Genomic DNA, 21497 nt, shown 5'->3' on the forward strand with positions numbered 1-21497 from the left:
CCGGCCGCTCTCCCTGTGATCTGGGACAGACCCGCCACGCTCCGACCCCGCCGGCGCAACTACCCGATGAGCCAGGCGAAACGGCCTAGCTCGTCCAGCTGTGGGCCACGTCGACGACGACCCGGTCGTCCAACTGGATCACGCGGAACGGCAGTCGGGCGCGGACGCCGAGGCCGACCTGCGTCTGGCCCTCGAAGGTGCCGCCGAACCGGGTGTCCCGGAAGGTGCTGTACCCGCTGATGTTCACGGTGGGCAGGGGTTTGCCTATCTTGCCCGGGTAGGTCGGCACGCCGGCCTCCAGGTCGTAGCTCCACGCGCCGACGCGGATGTCGAGGATCGCCCCGCCTGCGACCGGGATGTACAGGCCGGAGGGGTCGGCGTGGAACCGGTCCACGTACGCGACGTTGTAGCCGATCTGGCCACCGCCGGGCACGTCGAACACGATGCGGTCGTAGCACTCGTGCTGCCCGGTCCTGACATCCGTCATGTGCTCGCCACTCATGACGGCACCGCCGCTCTTGACGCCGCTGCCCCAACCCGTCGGGCAGGCCACCGCCGTGCGCGAGTACTCCGCCGGAGCCGCGCCCGCGGTGCTCGCCGCCGTCCCCAGCATGGCGCCCGCCAGCGCCAGCGCCGTCCCTGCTGCTCTGATACCTCGCATGATGTCCCCCTTGGTCGCGCAACTCTGACGTCTGATGAGACAGCCCGCAATACCGGAAGGTTGTACGCCAGGCGGGACAAACAGGGAATCTCGCCGTCCGTGGCGCACCCACGCCGAGTCCCGATCAGTCCGGGACCACAGCACTCGCCACGCTCGGCCTCAGCCGACCCGGGAGCCGCTCGGCCAAGTTCTGGTGGCTGCCGCGGTACGAGCTCGGGGCCAGTGCCGCGCGGAGCGGCGGGGCGAGAATGCGGCGGACCTCGGACGGGGTGAGAGCGGCAGGGGTGGGGAGCGGGTTGAGGTAGCGGGTGTAGATGAGGCCGCCGAGGATCGTCACCACGGCAGTGGCGCGGGCGGTCGCGTCCCCGCCGCCCAGAAATTCAACAAGCCGGGTCAGCAGCTCCCGTTCCAGGTATTCGCGGATGACCTCGGCCGCCTCATCACCCTGAATCGTGAGCCGACGGAAGTCGGCGTCTTCCCACAAGTCCGTCACCGCGTCGATCAGGCGTTCGGCGAGGGCGGCCCGGTCGCCGTCGAGGACGTCGTCCACCGTCAGCGCACGGGCGCACTGGAACTGCATCACGTCCGCGAACAGGCCCTTCTTCGAGCCGAAGTGGTACGCGATCAACGCCGGGTCGACCCCGGCCGCCCCGGCTACCGCACGCAAGGTGGTGCGCCGGTAGCCGCGTTCCAGGAACAGCGACCGGGCCGCCGAGACGATCGACTCACGGGTCGGCGGGTTGCCGCGGGGACGGCCTCGGGTGCGGACAGGGGCAGGGGCGGCGTTATTCATCAGCGTTGAGCCTGCGTCCGGTGATCGGCACAGTCAAGGGCGTTCCGCGATCCACACGAAGGGATGCCCCGACACCATGCGTATCGCAGTCTTCGGCGCCAACGGGCCGACCGGCCGCCACCTCACCGACCAGGCCCTCGCTGCCGGCCACGAGGTCGTCGCCGTGACCCGCCGCCCCGGCTCCCTGCCCGCACGGCCCGGCCTGACCGTGGCTGTCGCCGACGCCACCGACCCGGCGGCCGTCGACGCCGCGATCAGCGGGACGAACGCCGTTCTCTCCACGCTGGGTGCGCGCTTCAGCAAGGAGTCCATCACCACGTACTCGGCGAGCGCCACGGCCATCACCGAGGCCATGACCCGCCACGGCATCAAGCGCTTGCTCGCCGTCAGCTCCAGCATCGCCGACCCGCGATGGCGGCCGACCGGCGCGCACTTCTTCAACCACGTACTCGACCCGCTGGTCAATCGGCGTCTGGGCCGCACCCTCCACGAGGACATGCGCCGCATGGAGGCAGTGATCCGGGAGTCGCACCTCGACTGGACACTCGTCCGGCCCTCGGGCCTCTTCGAGCACCCGGCCGTCACGGACTACCGCACCGCTGAGACCAGCGCCGACGGAGTCTTCACCGCTCGCGCGGACCTCGCCGCGAGCATGCTGCGCGAACTGGAGGAACGACGCTATGTCCACAAGGCCATGGGCGTCATCACCACGGCCGTGAAGCCGAACATCGCCAAGCTGATCTGGAACGAGGGCGTGAAGAAGAAGTGAGCCGAGCGACCACCGAACTGCCGGCCGCCGCACGCGCGTTCCTCATCCGCCCGCACACAGCCACCCTCGCCACCATCCGTCCCGAAGGCACCCCGCACCTCGCCCCTGTCCGCTTCACCTTCGACGCTGCCACCGGCCTGGCCCGCGTGACCACCCGCGCGGGGACCCAAAAGGCCCGGAACGTGGCAGCGGGCGGCCCGACAGCCAGGGGCACGCTCTGCCAGGTGGACGGCTTTCGCTGGGTCACCCTCGAAGGCCGGGCCGCGATCAGCGATGACGACACACGCGTGGCCGACGCGGTGCGCCGCTACACCGACCGCTACCGCACGGCTCCTCCCGCCCCGCCGGATCTGGTCGTCATCGAGATCTCTGTCGAGCGCGTCCTCAGCCTCAACCTCTGAATCCCCCGTACGGAAAGCGAAGTGACACCACGATGGCCACCCTCGACGCCTGGTTCGGTGCACCCGGCCTCACCGAGGCAGTTGTCGTCGGCCATGACTGGGGCGGTGCGCTTTTTGAGGCGACTACCTACCGACGGGAATGCGGGACAGCGGCGCGGGGTTCGGACCGTCGGGAGACCTGGCCACCACACACACTGGAGACACCATGAAGATCGGCATCATCGGCGCAGGCAACATCGGCGGTAACCTGACCCGCCGTCTCACCTCCCTCGGGCACGAGGTGTCCGTCGCCAACTCGCGCGGGCCGCAGACCCTGAGCGCCCTCGCCGAGGAGACCGGGGCGACCCCCGTCACCGTCGGCGAAGCGGCGTCCGGCGCCGAGGTCGTCATCGTCACGATCCCCTTGAAGAACGTACCCGACCTGCCCTCGGACCTCTTCGACAAGGCGGCCGAGGGCTTCGTCGTCATCGACACCGGCAACTACTACCCGAAGCAGCGCGACGGCCGGATCGCCGCCATCGAAGACGAGAACCTGACCGAGAGCCGCTGGACCGAGGGACACCTCGGACACCCCGTGGTCAAGGCCTTCAACGGCACCTACGCCGACGACATCCTGGCCAGGCCGCTCCCGGCCGGGGACCCCCACCGGATGGCCCTGCCGGTCGCCGGTGACGACGAGGCGGCCAAGAAGACAGTCCGCGCCCTCATCGACGAACTCGGCTTCGACTCCGTCGACGCGGGAGGCCTCGACGACTCCTGGCGTCAGCAGCCCGAAACCCCCGTATACGGGCTGCGCGCCGGCGTCGTAGCCGTCACCGAGGCACTCGCCGCGGCCTCCCCGGAACGCAAGGACAGCTTCAAGGGCTGACGGACTCCCAGGCCGAAGGTCACCGACCGCAGAGACCCGCAGGGCGTTGCCGTTGCCGCAGGCGTCAGCGAGACTGTCTGATTGGATCAGTGTGCCGTCGAGGCATGGAGCTCGGTCGGCGACGACATCGATGCCTTCGTGGAGGTGGCGGAAACAGGTGACCTGGGAAACGCCGGCCTCCCGGGACAGGCAGTCCACACAGCGGCACTCGCGAAACCAGCGCCGGACCGACACGGCCTGACGGAACGGGCCGAGCCCGCTGGTGCTGCGTGAAGTGCCGATGCGCCGCCGATGGGTGGCGAGCAGATGCCGAGGTCCAAGACGGCGCTTGCCCCTCGTGGCGGTACGCCGTCGACGCAAGGGACCGCACCGCCTCCTGCCGCCTCTACCTCCACCACCGCACCCGCGGTGACCGCCACGCCGCGGTCATCCGTACGACCCTGTTCGCGGCCGTCTCCTGCAACAGCCCGTAGGCGAGGACCGGCAGCAGCAGGTGCGGCTTGTCGGGCAGGGTCTTCGTGATCAGGACCGCGCTCACGCTGCTGTTGCTCATATCCCAGGAAAGGGGTGAGGGATGAGGCGGCCGGGGCGTCCAGGCGCAGAACGCGTGCCGTGAGCCGTCCCACCGCGAAGGACAGTGCACAGACGACCGCCCCGACGACCGGTGCCGCGATCAGCAGCAGTGGGCGGGGACGGCGAGGAACGACCCCAGGGCGCCGCTCGCGTTGACGTAGGTCAGGAGCAGCGAGCCGGCCAGCGCCACGGGCACGACCCGGCGCAACGCACCGTCCAGCAAGCGCGTCGGCAGGGCGAGAAGGCACATGAGGCCAGCCGCGCAGGGCGGCAGGACCTGGGTGAATGCGAAACCGCTGTTCATCGCGTCCTTGGCGGAGCCCAGGGCGTCCGGGCAGCCGCCGCTGAGCAGCGGAGCCGGCGCGCCCACTGTCGCCGACGCTTCCGTCCGGGCCACCAGACGGGCGCCGGTCACCGTTGCGGGATGGGCCTCGACCGGTGTGCCCCAGTACCCATAGCCGTCCTTGAGCGGGAACGAGCCCGCCGAGCCCGCCCCGGCGAACTCGAAGAACCGTCGTCATCGACGTCGGCCCTGGCGGAGCTAACCCTGGGAAAGGCTCGTCGCGTCGTCGGCGACCCACTCGCTCCACGGCATGTTCCAGTCGCTGAGGCCGTTGTCCGGGGCCAACTTGGTTTTGTCCTCGGAATTCTTGACGATCACGACGTCGCCGAACATCGAGTGGGCGAAGAACCACGCGGCGGGTTGGCTGCTGTCGCCGCCGCCCCTGACATCCTTCAGGCCAATGCAGCCGTGACTGGTGTTGACCTTGCCGAAGACCGAGCCGGCGGCCCAGTAGTTGCCGTGGATGAACGTGCCCGAGTCGGTCAGGCGCATGGCGTGCGGTACGGCCCTGATGTCGTACGAGGGCTTGCCGTTCTTCTCCGTGAGGCCGACGCTCGCACCGTTCATATGGGTGTGCCGGAACTTCTCCGAGATCACCATCTGACCGTTGTGCGTCGGGTGCTCGGGGCTGCCTGACGAGATCGGGATGGTTCGGATCGTCTTGCCGTCCCGTACGACGGTCAGCTGCTTCGTCTTCGCGTCCATGGTGCTGATCTGGCTCCGGCCGACCGTGAACGTGACAGTCTTCTGGACGCCCTGCCGGTTGAGTGTGACCGTGACGGTGGAGCCGGGCTTCCAGTAGTTCTCGGGGCGGAAGTCCAGACGGTGGTCGTTGAGCCAGTGGCCGACGACCTGCTGGCCGCTGCTGGAGATGACCTGGATCTCCGACCGTACCGCGGCCTTGTCGCTGACCGCCTGGTCGAAGTTGACCGTCACCGGCAGGCCTACACCGACGGTGGAGCCGTCCTCGGGGGAGAGGTGCCCGATGAAGTCGTTGGCCCGGGAGACCGTGGTGATCGTGGCGCTGTCGGTGGCGGAACGGTCCTTGGCGTCCTCGGCCTCGGCGGCGATCTGATACTTGGTGCCACCCTCCAGTCGGCCGTTCGGCTCCCAGGAGGCGCCGTCCGCGGACAGAGTGCCGGGAACCTCGGTACCGGTCGCGATGGCGGTCATGGTCACCTGGGTGAGCTTGCCGTCGCTGACAGTGACGCCTACCGAGTCGGTGACCCCGACGCTGTAGGCGCCTTGCCCGGGGGAAATCTTTATTCGGGCGTCGGAGGCTGCCTGGGCGCCGGTCTGCGGCACCCGCGCCTGTGACGTCGGGGCATCCCCGGCCTCGTCGCCGCTGGCGGCAGCGTTGCCCGCGCCGCCAAGGGCCGTGACCGCGAGTATGCCGCCAAGGGCGCCGATCGTGGCCACCAGTCCGGTGCGTCGTTCGCTCAGCATGATGAAACGCTTCTCCCATGGCCCAGGATTTGCATCCCTGCGCCTCTCGCCGAAGTGTGCAACCAGCCCCGAAACCATAGGCACGCATCTGTGTATAAAGGGATAAATGTGGTGAAGGGCACGCATGGTCGAGCACGTCACCGAGGTTCGCGGGGAGTGGCGTGACGGGCCGGCGTGGACTGCGCGTCCTGGGGAGCTCAGTCCGTTCGCTCAGAACCCGTCTTTGAACCCCCGCCGTACTATCCCGTCTCTGTCGATCTGGTCAGATGATCTGGTCCACCGCGAGCGGTGAGGCAGTTGCGGCGGAAAGATTCTGTGAGGGGCAGACTGGCCCGATGACATCGGACCCCAAGGCTGACCTTCACTTCTATCTACAGTCCGCCCGCGATGCTCTGTTGTGGAAGCTCCAAGGGCTCTCGGAGTACGACATACGCCGCCCGCTGACACCGACTGGCACCAACCTCCTGGGCCTGGTGAAACACGTGGCCAGCATGGAGTTGGGCTACCTCGGCGACACCTTCGGACGGCAGTCCGGCGAGCCGTTGCCCTGGCTCGAAGACGGCGCTGAGATCAACGCGGACATGTGGGCCACCGCAGAGGAGTCACGCGAGTACATCGTGGAGCTCTACCGTCGAGCGTGGGCACACTCGGACGCGTCGATCGACGCACTGGCGCTGGACGCGATAGGCAAGGTGCCGTGGTGGCCGAGCGACGCAAACGAGGTGACGTTGCATCATGCCGTCGTGCGCATGATCGCCGAGACGCACCAGCACGCAGGACACGCCGACATCGTCCGGGAGCTCATAGACGGCGCCGTCGGACTGAACAAGGACAACGCGAGCATCGCGCCGGGCGACTCGGAGTGGTGGGAGAACTACCGCAGCCGACTGGAGCGCTCAGCTCAGGAAGCCGACCGAGACGGGTGACTTCGTCCGAGATCGTCGACGGGACACGTTCGTAGGACCGTTGGCCATGGGTTGCGTTGGGCCCGTATCGGCAGGACGCTGCGGGCAGAGGCCGGGATTTGTCGCCGGCGAGGGGAGTGTCGGCGTCCCGTGCTGAGGGGTGGTGGGCGTGATGCCCGCGAGCACGAAGGTCGGCAGTGTCACCCGGGCGCGGTACGAGGAGATCATCGCCGGACCGGGAACTGATCGAGGTCGACACGAAGATCCAGTTCGTAGTCGGTGACCATGCTTTCGAGATCGAGCCGATGAGACCGCACGGCGGCTCGGTAGCGGCGTCCGGTGAGGATCTCTTCGGGGTCCGCGAGACGCTGGAGATGTACGCGCAGGACATCGGCGTCCCCTACAACCAGGTGCGATTGAACCGGCAGACGGCGAGCAGGTGGCCGGCCGAGTACCGGGGGAAGGGTGCCTCGTTCGAGATCCACCGGATCCTGGAGAAGCTGGACGACCGCTTCGAGCGCATCACGAACCCGCCGCGGCATCCGCGGGACGGGGTGGCGCGGTGGACGCAGGACGCGGCGAAACGCCAGGTGGGATGGCGGGTGGACAGTCCGCAGTCGGTGCAGGAGAAGGTCGAGGCGATTCACGACCTGGCGGCCGACGAGCAGGTCGCCGCGCGGGTGGCCACCGACTTCCTGCGCCGTCCCGGGGTTGCTTTTAGGGCGGCCGGTGACGACACGGCCCGGCACTTGTTCAATACGGCGCAGACCAGCCGGTGGAAGCAGGCCGAGGAGAGCGAACCGGTCCCCGGCGAGGCCGGGAACCCGGTCGCGCCGGCCCTACGGCAGATCGACCGGACCATCGAGTTCCTGGACCTGATCGGGGCCTGTCACAAGTTCGTGGCAGCGACCGGCCGTCTGGTACCTCAGATGCACGGCCGCCGGTTGGCCGAGGACGAGAGGGACCTGATCCACAAGAACGTCGCCGTGTCTGGGCGACGTGTGAATGGGTGGAGAGCGCCGTCGACAGCGGGCATCTGGATATGGACGAGGAGCTGGCCAAGATCCTTCGGGGCGAGGGCGAGTAAGCCATGCTCCGCCGGTCACGGCGCCGGGGTGATGCCGCCCGCGGCCATGCCGAGGTGATCCGGAGTGTGCTGATGCAGGCCCGGCCCGCGGGTCTGCACATGCCGCAGTTGATGAGGGCGACCGAGTGCACGCGCGGCCAGGTCCGCTCGGGTCTGGCGATGCTGCGCGACATCATCGCGACGAAGGGCTGGCCGCCGTTGGTCTACACGCGGGCCGACGGATACCAGTTCACGGCGGATCCTGATGTCCTGCAGTCCTACGAGGTGGCGGTGATCCGCGAGAAGCTCACCGAGATCCGCAGGCTGATCACGGGCACGGTCACTCCGCACGCCGCGCTGGCTCCGGACGACAAGTGGGTTCGCCACATCGTCGCCCAGCTCAACTCCGTCGAGTCGACCCTGGATCTGATCGCGTGAGCCGGCGTCCCGCCGGGGAGAGAGGAGTCCGGGATGTCCGGCAGCTGCTATCCCTCGGACACCAGCGATGCCGAATGGCTGCTGGTCGAGCCGATGCTGCCGGTCCCGGCCTGCCGGACCGTGAAGGGCGGCAGACCAGAGGCTCATCCCCGGCGCGCGATCTGGGACGCCATCCGGTACGTGAACGATTCCGGCTGCAAGTGGCAAGTTATTGAGAATCGAGACAGGAGCGTGACCTTTCGGTGGGTGAGGGCGGGGACGCCTGGAGGAGCTCCGTCGAGGGGCGTTGCGGCGGCCTTGGACCGGCCCGTAGGGTGCTCTGATGCCTTTGCTGAACCTGCGTCACGCGGTCCGTGCGATCGTTTTGGACAGGGAGGACCGCATCCTGCTGTGCAGGTTCGTGCTTCCGGAGAAAGTGGTTTGGGCCGCTCCCGGAGGAGGGATCGAGGCCGGCGAGACACCTCAGGCGGCACTGCGCCGCGAGTTGCATGAGGAGATCGGGCTCGTGATCGACGGCTCACCGCCGCACGTGTGGCATCGGAGGGTCGTCGGGCCCGGCTATGTGAGTGGGTATGACGGCGCGGTTGAGGACTACTTCCTCATCCGCACTGCGGCCTTCCGGCCGAATGGCGCACTGTCGACTGACGAGTTGGCCGCTGAAAACATCACTGGTTTCCGCTGGTGGCCGCTGTCAGAGGTCGCCAACTACGAAGGGCCGGACCTCTTCGGGCCGCGTGATCTTGCCGATGCGCTATCGGGATTGATCAAGGACGGCGTCCCCGATCAGCCACTGGCGCTTGGGCTGTGAGTCTGGTGGCCCGTTGATGAGTGCACTGGCGTCAGTGGTGAGGCCGTTCGGCGCGGCTGGTTGAAGTTCGAGGGGCGTCATTCGGCGTCTTCGTGCGCTGGGCGAGAGACTGTTTCCATCAGCTGGGTCAGAGGAATGAAGCTGTCATTGGTGCCGAGTTCTCTGGGTGTGGGACCGGCTGGCGTGGGGGTGTCGGCAAGACGCTCGGCCAGGGCAGTGACCGCTTCGCGGTCTCCTTCAAGTGCTTCGCGTTCGTCGTCGGTCAGATCGAGCCGTTCGAGCATCTGGTCGATGCCGTCCTTGACGGCCAGGAGCTGGCCCTGCGCGGACTGTTTGGGGACGTAGAACGGGCAGCGGGCGCAGGCCATTCGATGGGGGCATTTGGCGAAGAAGTCGTAGCTGCAGTAGCCCTCGCCGAGGTCGTAGTACTTCCAGGGCTGCTCGCCGTCGGCGGCGGCTCCGGTGAGGATGGACTCGCGGTCGATGAGAACCTGGATGGTGCGCACGTTCCGGGCGAAGCAGTCGGCGCGCTTATAGGCCGCAGACAGGGTCCGTTGGAGGATCTTGGCGTAGTAGCGGGTGCTGGACGGGTGCTTGTGCCCGAGCCATTGCTGCAGGTCGGCCAGGGACAGTGGGTCCTTGGCGTTCAGCAGCTGGGTGGCGATCGTGGCGCGAGCCCGGTGGCTGGTGAGCGCGCCGCGGGAGTCGGACTCGGGGATGCCGGCCTTCGCGCAGAGGATCGGGATGAGCTTGTCGTTGAGGTAGGCGGAGCCGATGAGCTGGGCCCGGTAGCAGAACCGGTGCTGGCGTCGCTGTCGGGTCTTGCGATCGGTGATGTCCGGCTGGACGGGGCGGATGGTCTTCCAGGCGTCGATGAGCTCACCGACCATGGGGTCGACCGGCTTGGAGAACGCCCCTGTCGTCTTGTTCGTTGGGATGTGCAGCAGGCAGACGCGGTAGGTCTCGCCGCTGTCGGGGTCGGTGGCCTGGTCCCAGCGGACGGATTCGAGCTCGAGTCGGCGTATCTCGTCCATCCGCAGCCCGCCGAACAACCACACCCCGACCAGGGCGCGGATCATCTCGATCGGGTAGTAGTTCGCGTGCCATCCGGCAGCCTTCGCCCGCGGTGTCCCGTAGGCGCGCAGGTCCTCGGCGGTCAGCGTCAGGCCGGCGGCCATGAGCTTGGCCCAGGCGGCATCGTCGATGATCCGGGGGCCCGGGTCGCGGCCTGCCCGGACCGACAGCGGCAGAGCCAGGACGCGGCGGGGGTCGAACCTGGGGGTGATCCATTCCCATTCGATCAGGTCGCAGAAGAAGCTGCGGATGGTGTCGGCCCGTCCGGCCTTCCCGCCGACGCCCAGGGGCTCGCCCCAGCCGGTGCGGTTGCGGTTGTGGCCGGCCCATTGACCGCGAACCGCGGTCATGGTGTCCGCGATGTACTCGGCGGCGATGTCCCGTGTCCACGCTTGTGGGCTCGTCGCCTCCGGGTGCTTCTCGGCCGCCCAGCGCCCGGCCACCAGCAGCAGGGGGAACTTGGTGCGGACGGTGCCGGGTTCGTTGGTGCTGAACTTCCGCCAGCGCAGGGCAACCTCCAACCACTCCGGCGGCACCGAGGCCACGGTCTCCGGACGTGTTCCGCGTTGTTGGTGACTGCCGGTGAGCGGTTCGGGGATGTAGCCGTTGGCCGCCAGGACCCGCGACATCTTGAAGAGCCCACGGCGCCGGGCGCTGGACGCCGGGTGGTCGGCGACCAGGTCCTCCAGCAGTCCCAGCGTCACGTCCCCCAGACACGGGCTGCCGGCGCTGAGCAAGGCATCGAGCACCGAGGAGCGGACCAGCTCCGGCTGCGATTTAGGTTGGGTCTCCCAGCGTTCCAGCAACGTGCAGATCTGTTCCAGAGCAGGATCGACCGCCCCGTGCCCGAACACGAAGTCGGCCAGCGGACGCAACTTGGGCATCCCGACCCGGTGGTGCAGTCGCCGGTGTCCACCGAAGAGATAGCCCCAGGCCACCAGGTGGGCCCGGCGCCGGTGACGGATCTCGCCTGTGACGGAGGCGACGAATGCCGTCCAGGTCTGCTCGTCCCAGGCCCAGTAGGCTAGGGAGAGTCGGCCGACCTCCATCAGGAGCATGTTGCGGGCCGAGTCGGTCAGTGCGTTGCCCCACCGAGCCGAGACCGTCTCCAGAGGATCGATCAGTCGGGCCAGGTCAGCACGATTGCGCGCGTTCAAGGAGAGGGCCCGCCAGCAAGCTGACGGGCCCTCATGCGGACATCGAGCTAACCAGAGGCGACCTTTACGTCTGGCCTGGCGGCCGGCCGCAGCAGGCGACGGTCTCGCCCTGGTCGGCGCTGGCACCGGCGAGCGGTACCACCGCGAGCACCGCCGCCAATGCCACGAACAACCCGAGAACAGCTCTGCGCATCACATCTCCTCCTCGACGGGGAAACCTGGTCCAGCTCTTCCGCTGACGGCTCCGTGTTACGGATGGCCGGGTGGCATGCCGCAGCAGGCGACGGTCTCGCCCTGGTCGGCGCTGGCACCGGCGAGCGGTACCACCGCGAGCACCGCCGCCAGCGCCACGAACAACCCAAGTACGGCTTTGCGCATTGCGTCTCCTTGTGGTGGGGAAATCTGGTCCGTTCCTGCCTGCCGACAACTGCCGCTACGGATGGCCGGGCGGCTGGCCGCAGCAGGCGACGGTCTGGGTCTGGTCGGCGTTTGCGAGCGGTGCCACGGCGAGCACCGCCGCCAATGCCACGAACAAGCCGAGAACTGCTTTGCGCACTCTCTCCTCCTGTTTTCCGGGAGCTGGAGCCGCTGGAAGCGGTTACTGATTCTGATGCGTGAAACAGCCGTTTGGTTGCAGAGGAGTTGCGTCACCTGACAAGCACCTCCACCCCAGGTTCAGAGACGGGTTCTCAGGGGTGGGCGGTGGCGTGGCCGAGGGTGCGCCTGGCGTGCAGACGAGAGGCCGGCGGCTGGTGAAGGTGCACTCTCTGTGGATGAGTGAGGTAGGGGTGAATCCAGGGACGTGTGTACGCAATATGGGTGGTGAATGTACGTGATTAGTACGCTTGCGAGGTAGCGTTCTGGTCGGAGGTGTTCCATGTCGGAGTTGTTCGACCGCATCGACGCGCTGGTGGCGTCCCGGTCCTCGCTGCCGCCGCCGGCAGAGCGTAAGCGGTTGCGCAACGCGCACGGCCTGACTCTGGACGAGGTGGCCGACGCTCTGGGAGTGCGGCGGGCGACTGTCAGCGGCTGGGAGTCCGGCAAGACAGAGCCGAGGCCTCCGGAGCGTGACGCGTACGCACGGCTGCTCAAGCAGCTCGCGGAGCTCTACCCCGCCGATGCCGACACGGTTGGGCCCCTCCAGGGCACGGCCGTTGCCGCGACAGCCACAAGTGTTCCCGCTCCGGCTCCGAAAGCCCCGCCCGTGTCCTCGGACCCCGCGCCCGTCTCCCTGGCCCCAGCGCCCGAGGCCGCGGACACGTCGACCGGGTACGGCACCCCGCCCCGTCCCGCCACGGCCCCGGCCGCGGTGGCACGGCCGGCGAGCGCCTCCGGCGCGTCGACGTCGCGGCGCCCGGGCTCAAGGACGCCTGCGAAGACCGCCGCTTCGGCGGTGGCCGAGGTTGACCCGCGTTTCGCCAACGGCCCGTTGGCGGTCGTCGACTGCGAGGACGGGCAGGTGTCGGCGTACTGCGTGGGTGGTCTGGTCCTGGACGTGCCCGCCAAGTCGTTGCCGGCCCTGGTCGACTGGACGCTTGCCGGGGCACGCCTGGGCCAGACCCGTCTGCACCGCCACGGCCGTGACGCCGACCCCGTCCTGGTCCTCACCCCGTCGGCACTGGAGCGCTACGGCCTGCCCGTCGCCCTGTCGGACGACGAGCGGCGCGCGGGCCGGCTCAACGACAGCCACAAGGTCGTCAGGCAGATCAAGAAAGCCGAACTGCAGCTCACCCAGCGCGGGTTCGGGCCATGGGCGCGTGTCTTCCGCGATCCCGAGGGCTCCAAGCGTCGCTGTGTGCAGCTGTGCATCCCGTCATGGAACGCGCTGGACGTGCGGGAGTGGGACAACAAGGACGACCCGCAACTGCCGACCATGCACCCCGCCGACCTCGCCCGGTACCTCGGCACGTACGCGCAGCTGGTGACGACACCGCGCGGCACCACATCGACCACCGGCCTTGAGCTGATGACCGCGTTGAGGCCGCCGACCCGTGCGGAGAGGGACGAGGCCACCGGCACGTTCAAGCCGGCGTTCAACGCCGACGCGCTGACGGCCGTGTACGAACACGTGGAGTGCGAGGTCCCGGACGAGCACCCGATCCTGCAGGGCAAATTCGAGCGTCACCACCTGCGTACCCCGGACCAGATGCTGATGGAGGAGCCGTTCGACTGGTGCCGGCCGCTGACCGATGAAGAGTGCATGAAACCGTACCTCGTCGTGATTGACGTGAACCTCGCGTTCGCGGCGGCGGCCAACGGCCTCACCGTCGGGCTGGACGGACCGACCCACCTGTCGAACCGTCCGGCGTTCGACCCGAAGCTGCCCGGTTCGTGGCTGGTCGATCTCTCCCATGCCGACCTGTCCCGGGTAAAGGTCAACGGCCGTACGGTCGACGCCGAACGCTTGCCCAGCCCCTTCACGCCGAAGGGAGACCGGCCGACCGGCCCTGCCTGGTACGCGACGCCGACCGTGGCGTACGCGCAGGAGCTGGGCTTCGAGGTCGCGCCGATCGAGGCGTACGTGCGCCCGCAGTCCGGACGCTACCTGGACCCCTGGTACAACCGGCTGCGCGACGCGTACGTGACGGTGATGGCGGAGCTTGGTGTCACCACGTCCATGGGCGGGAGCGAGTTCCTGGAGGCGATGGCCCGCTCCACCCAGGTGGATCCGACGATGGCGCTGCTGCTGAAGGCGATCAAGGCGACCGCGAAGGGCGGCATCGGCAAACTGCGGCAGCGTAACCGGGGTCAGGTGCCGTACTACGAGCCGTGGCCCGCGCTGAAGCGGGAGACGTGGCGTCCCGACATCCGGGCCGCCGTGCTCGCCAACGTCCGGGTCGGCATGCACCGCAAGCTGATGAAGACCGCCGCCGCGGCCGACCTCTACCCGGTCGCTATCGGCACCGATGCCATCGTCTACCCCTCTGCCGGCCCCAGCCCGCTCGATGTCCTGCCCTACACGGACGAGGGCAAGGCCGTGCCGGGCACGTTCCGGCTCGGAGTGTCGCCGGGGATGGTCAAGCACCAGGGCACCCAGACAGTGCTGTGGGCGGAAGCCCGGTTCGAGGAGGCCGGTGCGGTGTTCAACATCGCCAACCTCATCAAGAACGACCCGACCGCCGGAGAAGGGGAGTAGCCGACCGTGGCCGAGTCGCTCGGGGACAGCCTCGACCAGGCACTGGAGACGGCGTTCACCCGCCGCATCCCGCAGAGTGCCCAGGCGCAGATGAAGTACCTGGTCAAGCAGCTCAAGGGCACCAAGGCCGCCGCGCAGGCGCTCGGGGTGTCCCAGCGCACCGTGGAGCGGTATGTCGCGGGCAAGCTCAAACGGCCCCGCCGTGGCCTCCGTGAGCGCATCGAGGGCGAGGTCAAGAAGAGGTGGCAGCCGCAGATCCGGGCGAAGGCCAAAAAGAAGGCCGCGAGCACCAGCGGCCTGGTCGTCTCCACCCGTGCGAGATTCGGCTTCACCGCCGCCCCCGGCACGACCGACGACGCCCGGATCCGCGACATCACCCAGGCGCTGCCGCCGCGCTGGGCGGACCGCCTCTTCGAGGCCCGTGACGGCGGCGCCACCGAGCAACAGCTCCAGCGCATCGCGGCCGAAGGGCTGGCCGAGATGTACTTCCGGAACAACAACACCCGCGCACCCGGCCTGGGCGTGGAGTTCACCGACGTGGAGCACATGCAGATCGAACTGTAGCGAGCTTACGTCGCCCGAACCCAGGGCGGATGTAGTTGTGGCCGGGTTGCCGGAGACCGGCTACAGCCGTCGCCAACCCCACCACAACCGCCGTGAAGTCCTTCGCCGCGCATCTCACACTCGAGACGAGCGGGATGGGCCGGCGGCAGGTGGGATTCCGGGGCACGGTCACCCTGGTGAGCTTCACCTCGAAGTCGGTGAAGTCGGGCGGTGGCCGGCGACGATTGATCGTTCTCGGGTTGTGCAAGACCAATGGGGAAGAACAATACGGACCACACTTCGTCTGGCTGCCGATGCCCTCGTGCGCGGGGTGGCGGCTGGGCAGGCTAGTTTGCTCCGATGAGTCTTCTTGATGATGTGGCCGAGCGGGATGGCTGGCGGTGCTGGGTGTGCGACGAACCTGTCGACCCCGACAAGTCGGTGAACGACCAGCAGGGGCCCAGTGTTGACAGCCGGACCGCCGACCGGAAGGCCAAGGTCGCCGAGCGGCTCGCGCACCGCGGGTGCAACACCCGCAAGGGTGCGGTCAAGGTGGTCATCGCCTGGCCGGACCGCCTTTACGTGGTCGAACCCGCCCCGCTGATCGCCGTTGCCGCGCGGCTGGAGCGCAAGGGGGGCCGCGAGATGGTGGGCCGTTGTCCGACCAGGAAAGACGCTGAGGAAGCGGCGGATTGGCTGGTGGACCGGTTCTCCCGGCTGACACCAGGGTTGCCGGTGACCGCCGACATCGAGGCGGGCGGCGGCCAGTTCCTCCTCATCCTGTCCACCGGCCGCCGCTGACCGGTGATCACCAGCCGCGCCCTCGCGTCAAGGCGAGCCGCCGGCACACATGGACCGGTCCTGGCACGAGCTGACCCACGGGCGCGTGGCGGGCCGCAACTGGGCGACCGGCGGGGCGGCAGGAGCCGGATCACCAGGGGCGGGGGCTCGGCCGCTCGCGCCGGTGACCCCCGTGGTTCTGCGACGGCCCCCTGCCTCCCTTCCGGCAGGTCAGCCGGACGACGGACCGGGTCGGCCCGGCGCACCGAGCGAGGGATGATGGGGGAAATGACGGAACGCGAGGGCAGGAGCTTCCATGGCGAAGCGGGTTCATCAACCCCGTGAGGACGCGGAGTTCGACTTCATCCTCGGGATGAGCGGAGTTCCGGTCCTCGCGTACTTCACCGGGACGTGGCCCAAGGCGATCGAGCCCTGCCGGGTGATGGACCTCGTCGTGGGCGGCATCGCCGACGACTACGCGGGCCGCGTGACGGCTGTCCGCACCGACATCACGCGTTGTCCGGCCGCGACCGAGCGATACGGGATCACCGGAGCCCCGTCCTACGTCCTGCTGAAGGAGGGAGAGGCGGTGGCGCAGGGCACGGGTCCCATGACCATCGCCGAGGTACGGGAGTTCCTGGACGACCACCTCTGAGCGGCGGTGCGGCACTGCGGTCGCGACGCCCGTCACACAGGCCGCGCCGAAGGTCGGCTGCCCGCTCCGCCTGCCGTCGAAGGAGCGACTCGACATGTTCTGCGGCTTCTTTCGGAAGGCCGGGCGACGGTTGGGCAGGCCGGTGTCGATGGATCCGGAGGGTGGCTGCGGCTGAGGCTGGAAATTCGTGGAGGGTGCCGTCGCGGAGCAGGATCCGGGTCAGCCTCCGAGGCGGTGTGCGAGGTGGAGCAGATCTGCCAGGCGCAGCACGCGTCCGTCGAAGCCCGGGAGGGGGACATGGAGCGGCTGGGTCCAGTGAGCGGGGATGGCATCCAGCCCGTAGTGCGCCCCCGCGAGGCCTCCGGTCACCGCGGCCACGGTGTCCGTGTCACCGCCGAGGTCGATCGCCGCGCGTATCGCGTGCTCGAAGCTGGTCGTGGTGCGCAGGGCCCAGAGGGCGGAGCCCAGGCAGGGCCAGACGGCACCGTTGAACTCGGTCGCCTGATCAGGGTGCCAGTCGGGCGAGAGGACCGCGGCGTAGCGCCCGCGGTGGTCGGGGTGGATGAGAGCCAGGATGTCCGGGAGCGCGACAAGGGGGTCGGTCCCCTCGATTGTGACGCGGACGAGTTCGTGGAAGATCGCGGTCCCTTCCCAGGCCGCGCGGTCACCATGGGTGAGGGCGGCGATGCGGCGGGCCGCGTCCATGGTGGCTTCCTGGCCGGCGGCAGCGAAGTAGACGGCGGAGGTCGATGCCCGCATCAAGGAGCCGTTTCCCGCTGCCCGTTGGTTGACCTGGAAATGGATCGCGGCGGCGAGGTCCCAGGGCATGCCGTTGGTCAGGACGTCTTCGGTCTGTAGGCCGATGTCCTTCGGTTCTGACGCTGCCCACCGTCGGAAGCGGGCGAAGATGTCCGGGAGATCCAGTCCGCCCCGATCCAGCAGCGACTCCGCGACCAGGACGGCCATCTGCGTGTCGTCAGTGGCCTCCCCGGGGTCCCACCCACCGCCGCCGCACATCTCGCCACCGGCACCGGGCGCGGGAAACCGCGCGGAGAACGCTCCCTGGGGACCGAACTCGAAGGGGCCGCCCAGTGCGTCACCCACCGCCGAGCCGACGACCGCGCCGGCGGCCCGCTGAATCCGCTTCATTCGCGCAGGGTATCTGCACCGAGCCGACAGGCACGCGGCCCCAGGTGGCCGCTGCGGCGCCCAACTGGTGGCGGGGAACGTCGAATCCGTTGGGCTGGGGCCTGGCCGATCTGGCGCCGTCGGAACTCGACCCGGTGGAGGGCATCAAGTCGTAGTCGCGCGCGGCCGCTTCTCATCCACACCGGTGAGGAAGGGGGTGGTATTTCAGTGCTCCCCACGCCGGTCGGAAAGGTGGCCGTGAAGCTGAAGTCGCCGAGCAGCCTCGGCTACGTACCGGGTCTCGTCCGAGTTTGCCGAACCCTGCGCTTTTCCGACGGCACGAGCGACACGGTGACCTGGCACCCTCCGCCCGGCGGGACGACGCCCGAGTGGAAGTCCCGCGCCTGACGCGGCGGTACGGAACCTCGCGAGGAGGCTCCGCGCCAACGTCAACGAGTCATGCCGCCGGGCTCAGAAGCGGTCCGGGACACGCTCAGGGAGCGGAGAGCCGGGGAGTACGTCCCGCCTCTGGCCCTTCCGCGACTCCTCGTTCGACTCGGCCGTCGCCTCGCAGGTCACGTCCTCCGCCGGGAGGTTGCCGGTGAGGAGGTAGCCGGTCACCGTATCGTCCGTACACGCGTTGCCGTTCGGGTAGACGCCATGCCCCTCGCCACCGAGAACGGTGACCATTTTCGAGCCCTTCAGGTCCGCGTGCAGCGCCTGACCGCTGGGCAGCGGGGTCTGCGAGTCCCACTCGTTCTGGACGACCAGGGAGCCGACCCTGTTGTTCACCTTGGTCATCGGCTCCACGGACTTGTCCCAGAAGGCACAGGGCTTGATGCTGGAGGTGAAGTCACCGAAGAGCGGGAAACGGCCTTTGTCCTCGATGGCATCCTGCCGGTAACTCTCGGGATCGCGGGACCACGCGGCCGAGTTGTCGCCGCACACGACAGTCCAGAAACTTGCCGTCCCGTTGTCGGACGGTGCCTCGGCGGCACCTGAGGCCGTGGTCGTCTCGGATCGGACGAACGCCGCGAGCTTCCTCGCGGAGGCGGGCTTGCCGGCCGCGGCCTACTTCAGCTCCACCATCGCCTCGGTGGCGTACTGCGGGCTGAAGACCGCCGCGCGCATACCGCTGCGGATGTCGTCGCCGGTGGTCGGCTGCCCCTCCACCTCGATGGGCCTGTCATCGGCCTGCGCGACCAGATCCCAGAATGTCCGGTCGACCTTCTTGGGGGTGTCACCCAGGCTGTACTTCTCCGATCGCGCGGCGGCCCACTCCGTCCACCGGTCGAACGCGGGCTCGGCGCCCTCGGCCCACCACTGGATCATCCCTCGCCAGGCGCGTGCCGGATCGACCGCGCTGTCCAGCACGAAACGGTCCGCCCGGTCAGGGAAGAGCTGGGTGTAGACGGCACCCAGGTAGGTGCCGTACGAGTAGCCGAGGTACGAGATCTTCTTCTCACCGAGGACGGCCCGGATCAGATCCATGTCGCGGGCGGTATTGCGCGTGGTGATGTGCGGGAGTGTCCCGCCTGCCTTCTCCTTGCACTTGGCGGCGATGTCGCGTACCCAAACGACGTCCTTGTCGAACGTCTCCTCTTTGTAGGGCCTCAGCCAGTTGTCGTCCTGCGGCTCCAGGCCGCAGGAGACCGGGCTGCTCTGTCCCACACCGCGCGGGTCGAAGCCGATCAGGTCGAACTTCTGCTGTGCGGACTCGGGGAGTTTCTCCTGCATGCCCAGCGGCGTGTAGAGCCCCCGCCCGCCCGGTCCGCCGGGATTGGAGAGCAGGACGCCGTGCCGTTTGCCGGGCGCGGTGCTCTTGATCCGGGATATGGCCAGGCTGATCTGTTTGCCGCTGGGGACCCGGTAGTCCAGCGGGACCCTGATCGCGGCGCACTGGAACTCGGCCGGTGAGTCGGCCTCGCAGCGCTTCCACTGCGGCTTCTGCTTCACATACCCCTCCAGCGCGCTCTGGGCGGTGGATAAGGAAGCGGTTGAGGGGGCGATGGTCGGAGCGGCGGTGGCCGTCGAGGGGGCAAGCACGGGAGTCAGTGTTGACGCGACACCTACTGCTACCAGGGGTATGAGACGTCGTCTGCGCACGATATCGATCCTTCCGGTCTTGTGTTCGGACGGGAAAGATCTTGCAGGAATCGATCACGCACGCGGATCCCCCGCTGGGTCGCACCTCCCGTCAACCTCCGGGATGACACAACAGCCCAGCGTGATACCCGAGTTGTAGGGGTAGTCCGTTCTCTCCGAGGCCCGCACCGGCGAGGTCGCCACGAGAGCCGTCGGCCGGGGTACCGCGTCGGCCATGGGGCTCCGCGTGGTCCGGCGATGCGGACGGACAAGCTCGCCGTCGACTACCAGGGCGCGCCTCCCAGTCATCCTGACCTGTGAATGACGCCGAGCAACAGCCGTGGCAGGCAGCTCGGTTGATGGACGACAAGCCGGCTCTGCTCTCCCGTACAGAGTTCTCCTGGAAGCCGGCTAGACAGGGAATTTTCCCCCGCAGCAGATGGTCCCTGCGCCGTCACCCGACGGGGTGCTTCACCTCAGCGCGTCCCGCACGGCCCTGCTGAAGCGCATGTGGCACCGGAGACAGGAGGCAGGCTCCGGGGCGGAGCATGCCCAGTGTGCTGGGCATGCTCTTCGGGATGACGACCTCGCCGTGGACCAGGGGGCGGCTCATGGAGCGCGAAGGCGAGCCGTCCCGGTTCCGGTGTCGTGTGGTCTGCCGTCGTGGTCGCCCACTGTCCGCAACGGATCGCACCGAAACCGGCGGTGCCACTGGTACGGGCGAATCTGGACCGACACCGGGAATCAGGCCGCGATGAGCTCCTGCTCGCGGTCAGGCGTCTTGACCTTGGGCTTCTTGTTCGGCAGCGAGAGCCGGAAGACCTTGTGCCACGCCGAGAACACCTGCTTGGGCAGGGGCCCGGTGACGTACTCCAGCTCGTACTTCTCGAACAGCGCGCGCACCTTCACCGCGACCTCGGCGTACCGGTTGCTCGGCAGGTCCGGGAACAGGTGGTGCTCGATCTGGTGCGACAGGTTGCCGGTCATGAAGTGCATGGCCTTGCTGCCGCTGATGTTCGCCGAACCCATCATCTGGCGCAGGTACCACTGGCCGCGCGTCTCGCCCTTGATCGACCGGCGCTCGAAGACCTGCACGCCCTCGGGGAAGTGCCCGCACATGATCACCGAGTGGGTCCAGAGGTTGCGGACCAGGTTCGCGGTGAACGTGGCGGCGAGCGTGGTGAGGAACGACGGGCCCGACAGCAGCGGGTGGATCACGTAGTCCTTGAGCACCTGCTTGCGGATCTTGCGGCCCACCGCCTTGGCCCGCGCGCGGAACTCCGGGTTCTTGCGGCGGCGCTTCTGCAGGTTCTTGCCGAGCTCCAGGTCGTACGCGGCGATGCCGTACTCGAAGAAGCAGGCGTTGATGAAGTTCCACAGCGGCTGGCCGAGGTGGAACGGGTGCCACCTCTGGTCCTCGTCGACGCGCATGATGCCGTAGCCGAGGTCGTTGTCCTTGCCGATCACGTTGGTGTACGTGTGGTGCAGCTCGTTGTGCGAGTGCTTCCACTGCTCGGCCGGCGAGACGTGATCCCAGTCCCAGGTGGTGGAGTGGATCTTCGGGTCCCGCATCCAGTCCCACTGGCCGTGCAGGACGTTGTGGCCGATCTCCATGTTCTCCATGATCTTCGCCACGGACAGACCTGCGGTGCCGATGAGCCACGCGGGCGGGAAGATCGAGAACAGCAGCACGCCCCTGCTGACCAGCTCGAGCTTGCGCTGTGCCGAGATGACCTTGCGGATGTAGGCGGCGTCCTTCTCGCCGCGGCCGGCGATCACCTCGTCGCGGATCGCGTCCAGCTCGCGGCCGAGCTCCTCGATCTGCTCCGCGGTCAGGTGGGCGGTGGGGTCGATGGCGGTCAAGGTGT

22 protein-coding genes and 2 pseudogenes are annotated in these 21497 nt (G+C 68.4%); 12 read left to right on the forward strand and 12 right to left on the reverse strand.

Going from position 1 to position 21497, the window contains the following annotated elements:
- Positions 1-85 precede the first annotated feature (85 nt).
- Together STRTUCAR8_RS05625 and STRTUCAR8_RS05630 are read right to left on the reverse strand one after the other, a co-directional pair.
- Positions 86-661, reverse strand: a complete 576-nt coding sequence (locus tag STRTUCAR8_RS05625; protein ID WP_006374524.1) for an AMIN-like domain-containing (lipo)protein — start codon at positions 659-661, stop codon at positions 86-88.
- A gap of 124 nt (positions 662-785) precedes the next feature.
- Positions 786-1454: a TetR family transcriptional regulator gene (locus tag STRTUCAR8_RS05630; RefSeq protein WP_006374532.1), complete on the reverse strand. Its 669-nt coding sequence runs from the start codon at positions 1452-1454 to the stop codon at positions 786-788.
- A 76-nt stretch (positions 1455-1530) separates the two neighbouring features.
- Between STRTUCAR8_RS05630 and STRTUCAR8_RS05635 the strand changes: the two genes are divergently transcribed.
- The 3 genes from STRTUCAR8_RS05635 (at position 1531) to STRTUCAR8_RS05645 (ending at position 3492) form a co-directional block, all read left to right on the forward strand.
- The gene (locus STRTUCAR8_RS05635) at positions 1531-2223 is read left to right on the forward strand and encodes an NAD(P)-dependent oxidoreductase (protein ID WP_044471683.1); all 693 of its coding nucleotides are present in this window, start codon (positions 1531-1533) and stop codon (positions 2221-2223) included.
- A complete protein-coding gene (locus tag STRTUCAR8_RS05640; RefSeq protein ID WP_006374496.1) occupies positions 2220-2624 on the forward strand; it encodes a pyridoxamine 5'-phosphate oxidase family protein in 405 nt (134 codons plus the stop codon). The genes STRTUCAR8_RS05635 and STRTUCAR8_RS05640 overlap by 4 nt, the downstream gene beginning before the upstream one ends.
- A gap of 205 nt (positions 2625-2829) precedes the next feature.
- A complete protein-coding gene (locus STRTUCAR8_RS05645; RefSeq protein WP_006374523.1) occupies positions 2830-3492 on the forward strand; it encodes an NADPH-dependent F420 reductase in 663 nt (220 codons plus the stop codon).
- A gap of 385 nt (positions 3493-3877) precedes the next feature.
- Here the strand turns inward: STRTUCAR8_RS05645 and STRTUCAR8_RS55560 are convergent, their stop codons facing one another.
- The 3 genes from STRTUCAR8_RS55560 to STRTUCAR8_RS05655 all read right to left on the reverse strand — a co-directional run bounded on the left by STRTUCAR8_RS55560 (position 3878) and on the right by STRTUCAR8_RS05655 (position 5854).
- Positions 3878-4045 (reverse strand): hypothetical protein, encoded by a 168-nt coding sequence (locus STRTUCAR8_RS55560; RefSeq protein ID WP_407705468.1) that lies wholly within the window; start codon positions 4043-4045, stop codon positions 3878-3880.
- 120 nt (positions 4046-4165) lie between these two features.
- A complete protein-coding gene (locus tag STRTUCAR8_RS55565; protein ID WP_407705469.1) occupies positions 4166-4480 on the reverse strand; it encodes a hypothetical protein in 315 nt (104 codons plus the stop codon).
- Positions 4481-4606: 126 nt separating this feature from the next.
- On the reverse strand, positions 4607-5854 hold the full coding sequence (locus STRTUCAR8_RS05655) for a L,D-transpeptidase (RefSeq protein ID WP_006374499.1): 1248 nt from the start codon (positions 5852-5854) through the stop codon (positions 4607-4609).
- A gap of 335 nt (positions 5855-6189) precedes the next feature.
- Between STRTUCAR8_RS05655 and STRTUCAR8_RS05660 the strand changes: the two genes are divergently transcribed.
- The 5 genes and pseudogenes from STRTUCAR8_RS05660 (at position 6190) to STRTUCAR8_RS05675 (ending at position 9071) form a co-directional block, all read left to right on the forward strand.
- Positions 6190-6780: a DinB family protein gene (locus STRTUCAR8_RS05660; RefSeq protein WP_044471684.1), complete on the forward strand. Its 591-nt coding sequence runs from the start codon at positions 6190-6192 to the stop codon at positions 6778-6780.
- A gap of 176 nt (positions 6781-6956) precedes the next feature.
- Entirely contained in the window at positions 6957-7904 is a 948-nt protein-coding gene (locus tag STRTUCAR8_RS05665; protein WP_006374530.1) for a DUF6192 family protein, read from the forward strand.
- Positions 7850-8263 carry a hypothetical protein gene (locus STRTUCAR8_RS05670; RefSeq protein WP_044471685.1) on the forward strand — a complete coding sequence of 138 codons (414 nt, stop codon included), beginning with the start codon at positions 7850-7852 and terminating at the stop codon, positions 8261-8263. The genes STRTUCAR8_RS05665 and STRTUCAR8_RS05670 overlap by 55 nt, the downstream gene beginning before the upstream one ends.
- Positions 8264-8296: 33 nt before the next feature.
- Positions 8297-8470 (forward strand): annotated as a pseudogene (locus STRTUCAR8_RS51580) (transposase); the annotation flags it as partial.
- A gap of 115 nt (positions 8471-8585) precedes the next feature.
- Complete coding sequence (locus STRTUCAR8_RS05675) at positions 8586-9071, forward strand: NUDIX hydrolase (protein ID WP_006374497.1); 486 nt, start codon at positions 8586-8588, stop codon at positions 9069-9071.
- A 77-nt stretch (positions 9072-9148) separates the two neighbouring features.
- Here the strand turns inward: STRTUCAR8_RS05675 and STRTUCAR8_RS05680 are convergent, their stop codons facing one another.
- The 4 genes from STRTUCAR8_RS05680 to STRTUCAR8_RS55060 form a co-directional block, all read right to left on the reverse strand.
- The gene (locus tag STRTUCAR8_RS05680; RefSeq protein WP_006374525.1) at positions 9149-11302 is read right to left on the reverse strand and encodes a tyrosine-type recombinase/integrase; all 2154 of its coding nucleotides are present in this window, start codon (positions 11300-11302) and stop codon (positions 9149-9151) included.
- Positions 11303-11366: 64 nt separating this feature from the next.
- Entirely contained in the window at positions 11367-11495 is a 129-nt protein-coding gene (locus STRTUCAR8_RS55050) for a hypothetical protein (RefSeq protein ID WP_006374512.1), read from the reverse strand.
- Between the two features lie 56 nt (positions 11496-11551).
- Positions 11552-11680 (reverse strand): hypothetical protein, encoded by a 129-nt coding sequence (locus STRTUCAR8_RS55055; protein ID WP_006374515.1) that lies wholly within the window; start codon positions 11678-11680, stop codon positions 11552-11554.
- Between the two features lie 55 nt (positions 11681-11735).
- Complete coding sequence (locus tag STRTUCAR8_RS55060; protein ID WP_006374507.1) at positions 11736-11858, reverse strand: hypothetical protein; 123 nt, start codon at positions 11856-11858, stop codon at positions 11736-11738.
- 321 nt (positions 11859-12179) lie between these two features.
- On the opposite strand from STRTUCAR8_RS55060, the gene tap reads away from it, so the two are divergent.
- The 4 genes from tap (at position 12180) to STRTUCAR8_RS05700 (ending at position 16416) form a co-directional block, all read left to right on the forward strand.
- Positions 12180-14438, forward strand: a complete 2259-nt coding sequence (tap, locus tag STRTUCAR8_RS05685) for a telomere-associated protein Tap (protein ID WP_006374535.1) — start codon at positions 12180-12182, stop codon at positions 14436-14438.
- Positions 14439-14444: 6 nt separating this feature from the next.
- Complete coding sequence (gene tpg / locus STRTUCAR8_RS05690) at positions 14445-15002, forward strand: telomere-protecting terminal protein Tpg (RefSeq protein WP_006374519.1); 558 nt, start codon at positions 14445-14447, stop codon at positions 15000-15002.
- A gap of 339 nt (positions 15003-15341) precedes the next feature.
- On the forward strand, positions 15342-15782 hold the full coding sequence (locus STRTUCAR8_RS05695) for a hypothetical protein (RefSeq protein ID WP_006374503.1): 441 nt from the start codon (positions 15342-15344) through the stop codon (positions 15780-15782).
- A gap of 295 nt (positions 15783-16077) precedes the next feature.
- Positions 16078-16416, forward strand: a complete 339-nt coding sequence (locus tag STRTUCAR8_RS05700; RefSeq protein WP_006374521.1) for a thioredoxin family protein — start codon at positions 16078-16080, stop codon at positions 16414-16416.
- 219 nt (positions 16417-16635) lie between these two features.
- On the opposite strand, the gene STRTUCAR8_RS05705 is transcribed toward STRTUCAR8_RS05700, so the two are convergent.
- The 3 genes and pseudogenes from STRTUCAR8_RS05705 to STRTUCAR8_RS05720 form a co-directional block, all read right to left on the reverse strand.
- On the reverse strand, positions 16636-17565 hold the full coding sequence (locus STRTUCAR8_RS05705; protein ID WP_006374511.1) for an ADP-ribosylglycohydrolase family protein: 930 nt from the start codon (positions 17563-17565) through the stop codon (positions 16636-16638).
- Between the two features lie 450 nt (positions 17566-18015).
- Positions 18016-19650, reverse strand: a pseudogene (locus tag STRTUCAR8_RS05715) (alpha/beta hydrolase).
- 723 nt (positions 19651-20373) lie between these two features.
- Positions 20374-21492, reverse strand: coding sequence for a fatty acid desaturase family protein (locus STRTUCAR8_RS05720; protein ID WP_006374508.1), 1119 nt, complete (start codon positions 21490-21492; stop codon positions 20374-20376).
- Positions 21493-21497: the final 5 nt, after the last annotated feature.

The organism is Streptomyces turgidiscabies Car8 (assembly GCF_000331005.1).
GTDB lineage: Bacteria > Actinomycetota > Actinomycetes > Streptomycetales > Streptomycetaceae > Streptomyces > Streptomyces turgidiscabies.

What these genes read in the sequence shown, in the direction of transcription:
- STRTUCAR8_RS05705 (WP_006374511.1), bottom strand. Translation starts at nt 17,565, where the DNA reads ATGAAGCGGATTCAGCGGGCCGCCGGCGCGGTCGTCGGCTCGGCGGTG.
- STRTUCAR8_RS05625 (WP_006374524.1), bottom strand. Translation starts at nt 661, where the DNA reads ATGCGAGGTATCAGAGCAGCAGGGACGGCGCTGGCGCTGGCGGGCGCC.
- STRTUCAR8_RS05645 (WP_006374523.1), top strand. Translation starts at nt 2,830, where the DNA reads ATGAAGATCGGCATCATCGGCGCAGGCAACATCGGCGGTAACCTGACC.
- tap (WP_006374535.1), top strand. Translation starts at nt 12,180, where the DNA reads ATGTCGGAGTTGTTCGACCGCATCGACGCGCTGGTGGCGTCCCGGTCC.
- STRTUCAR8_RS05670 (WP_044471685.1), top strand. Translation starts at nt 7,850, where the DNA reads ATGCTCCGCCGGTCACGGCGCCGGGGTGATGCCGCCCGCGGCCATGCC.
- STRTUCAR8_RS05630 (WP_006374532.1), bottom strand. Translation starts at nt 1,454, where the DNA reads ATGAATAACGCCGCCCCTGCCCCTGTCCGCACCCGAGGCCGTCCCCGC.
- STRTUCAR8_RS05700 (WP_006374521.1), top strand. Translation starts at nt 16,078, where the DNA reads ATGGCGAAGCGGGTTCATCAACCCCGTGAGGACGCGGAGTTCGACTTC.
- STRTUCAR8_RS55050 (WP_006374512.1), bottom strand. Translation starts at nt 11,495, where the DNA reads ATGCGCAGAGCTGTTCTCGGGTTGTTCGTGGCATTGGCGGCGGTGCTC.
- STRTUCAR8_RS05660 (WP_044471684.1), top strand. Translation starts at nt 6,190, where the DNA reads ATGACATCGGACCCCAAGGCTGACCTTCACTTCTATCTACAGTCCGCC.
- STRTUCAR8_RS05655 (WP_006374499.1), bottom strand. Translation starts at nt 5,854, where the DNA reads ATGCTGAGCGAACGACGCACCGGACTGGTGGCCACGATCGGCGCCCTT.
- STRTUCAR8_RS55055 (WP_006374515.1), bottom strand. Translation starts at nt 11,680, where the DNA reads ATGCGCAAAGCCGTACTTGGGTTGTTCGTGGCGCTGGCGGCGGTGCTC.
- STRTUCAR8_RS05675 (WP_006374497.1), top strand. Translation starts at nt 8,586, where the DNA reads ATGCCTTTGCTGAACCTGCGTCACGCGGTCCGTGCGATCGTTTTGGAC.
- STRTUCAR8_RS05695 (WP_006374503.1), top strand. Translation starts at nt 15,342, where the DNA reads ATGAGTCTTCTTGATGATGTGGCCGAGCGGGATGGCTGGCGGTGCTGG.
- STRTUCAR8_RS05635 (WP_044471683.1), top strand. Translation starts at nt 1,531, where the DNA reads ATGCGTATCGCAGTCTTCGGCGCCAACGGGCCGACCGGCCGCCACCTC.
- STRTUCAR8_RS55560 (WP_407705468.1), bottom strand. Translation starts at nt 4,045, where the DNA reads ATGAGCAACAGCAGCGTGAGCGCGGTCCTGATCACGAAGACCCTGCCC.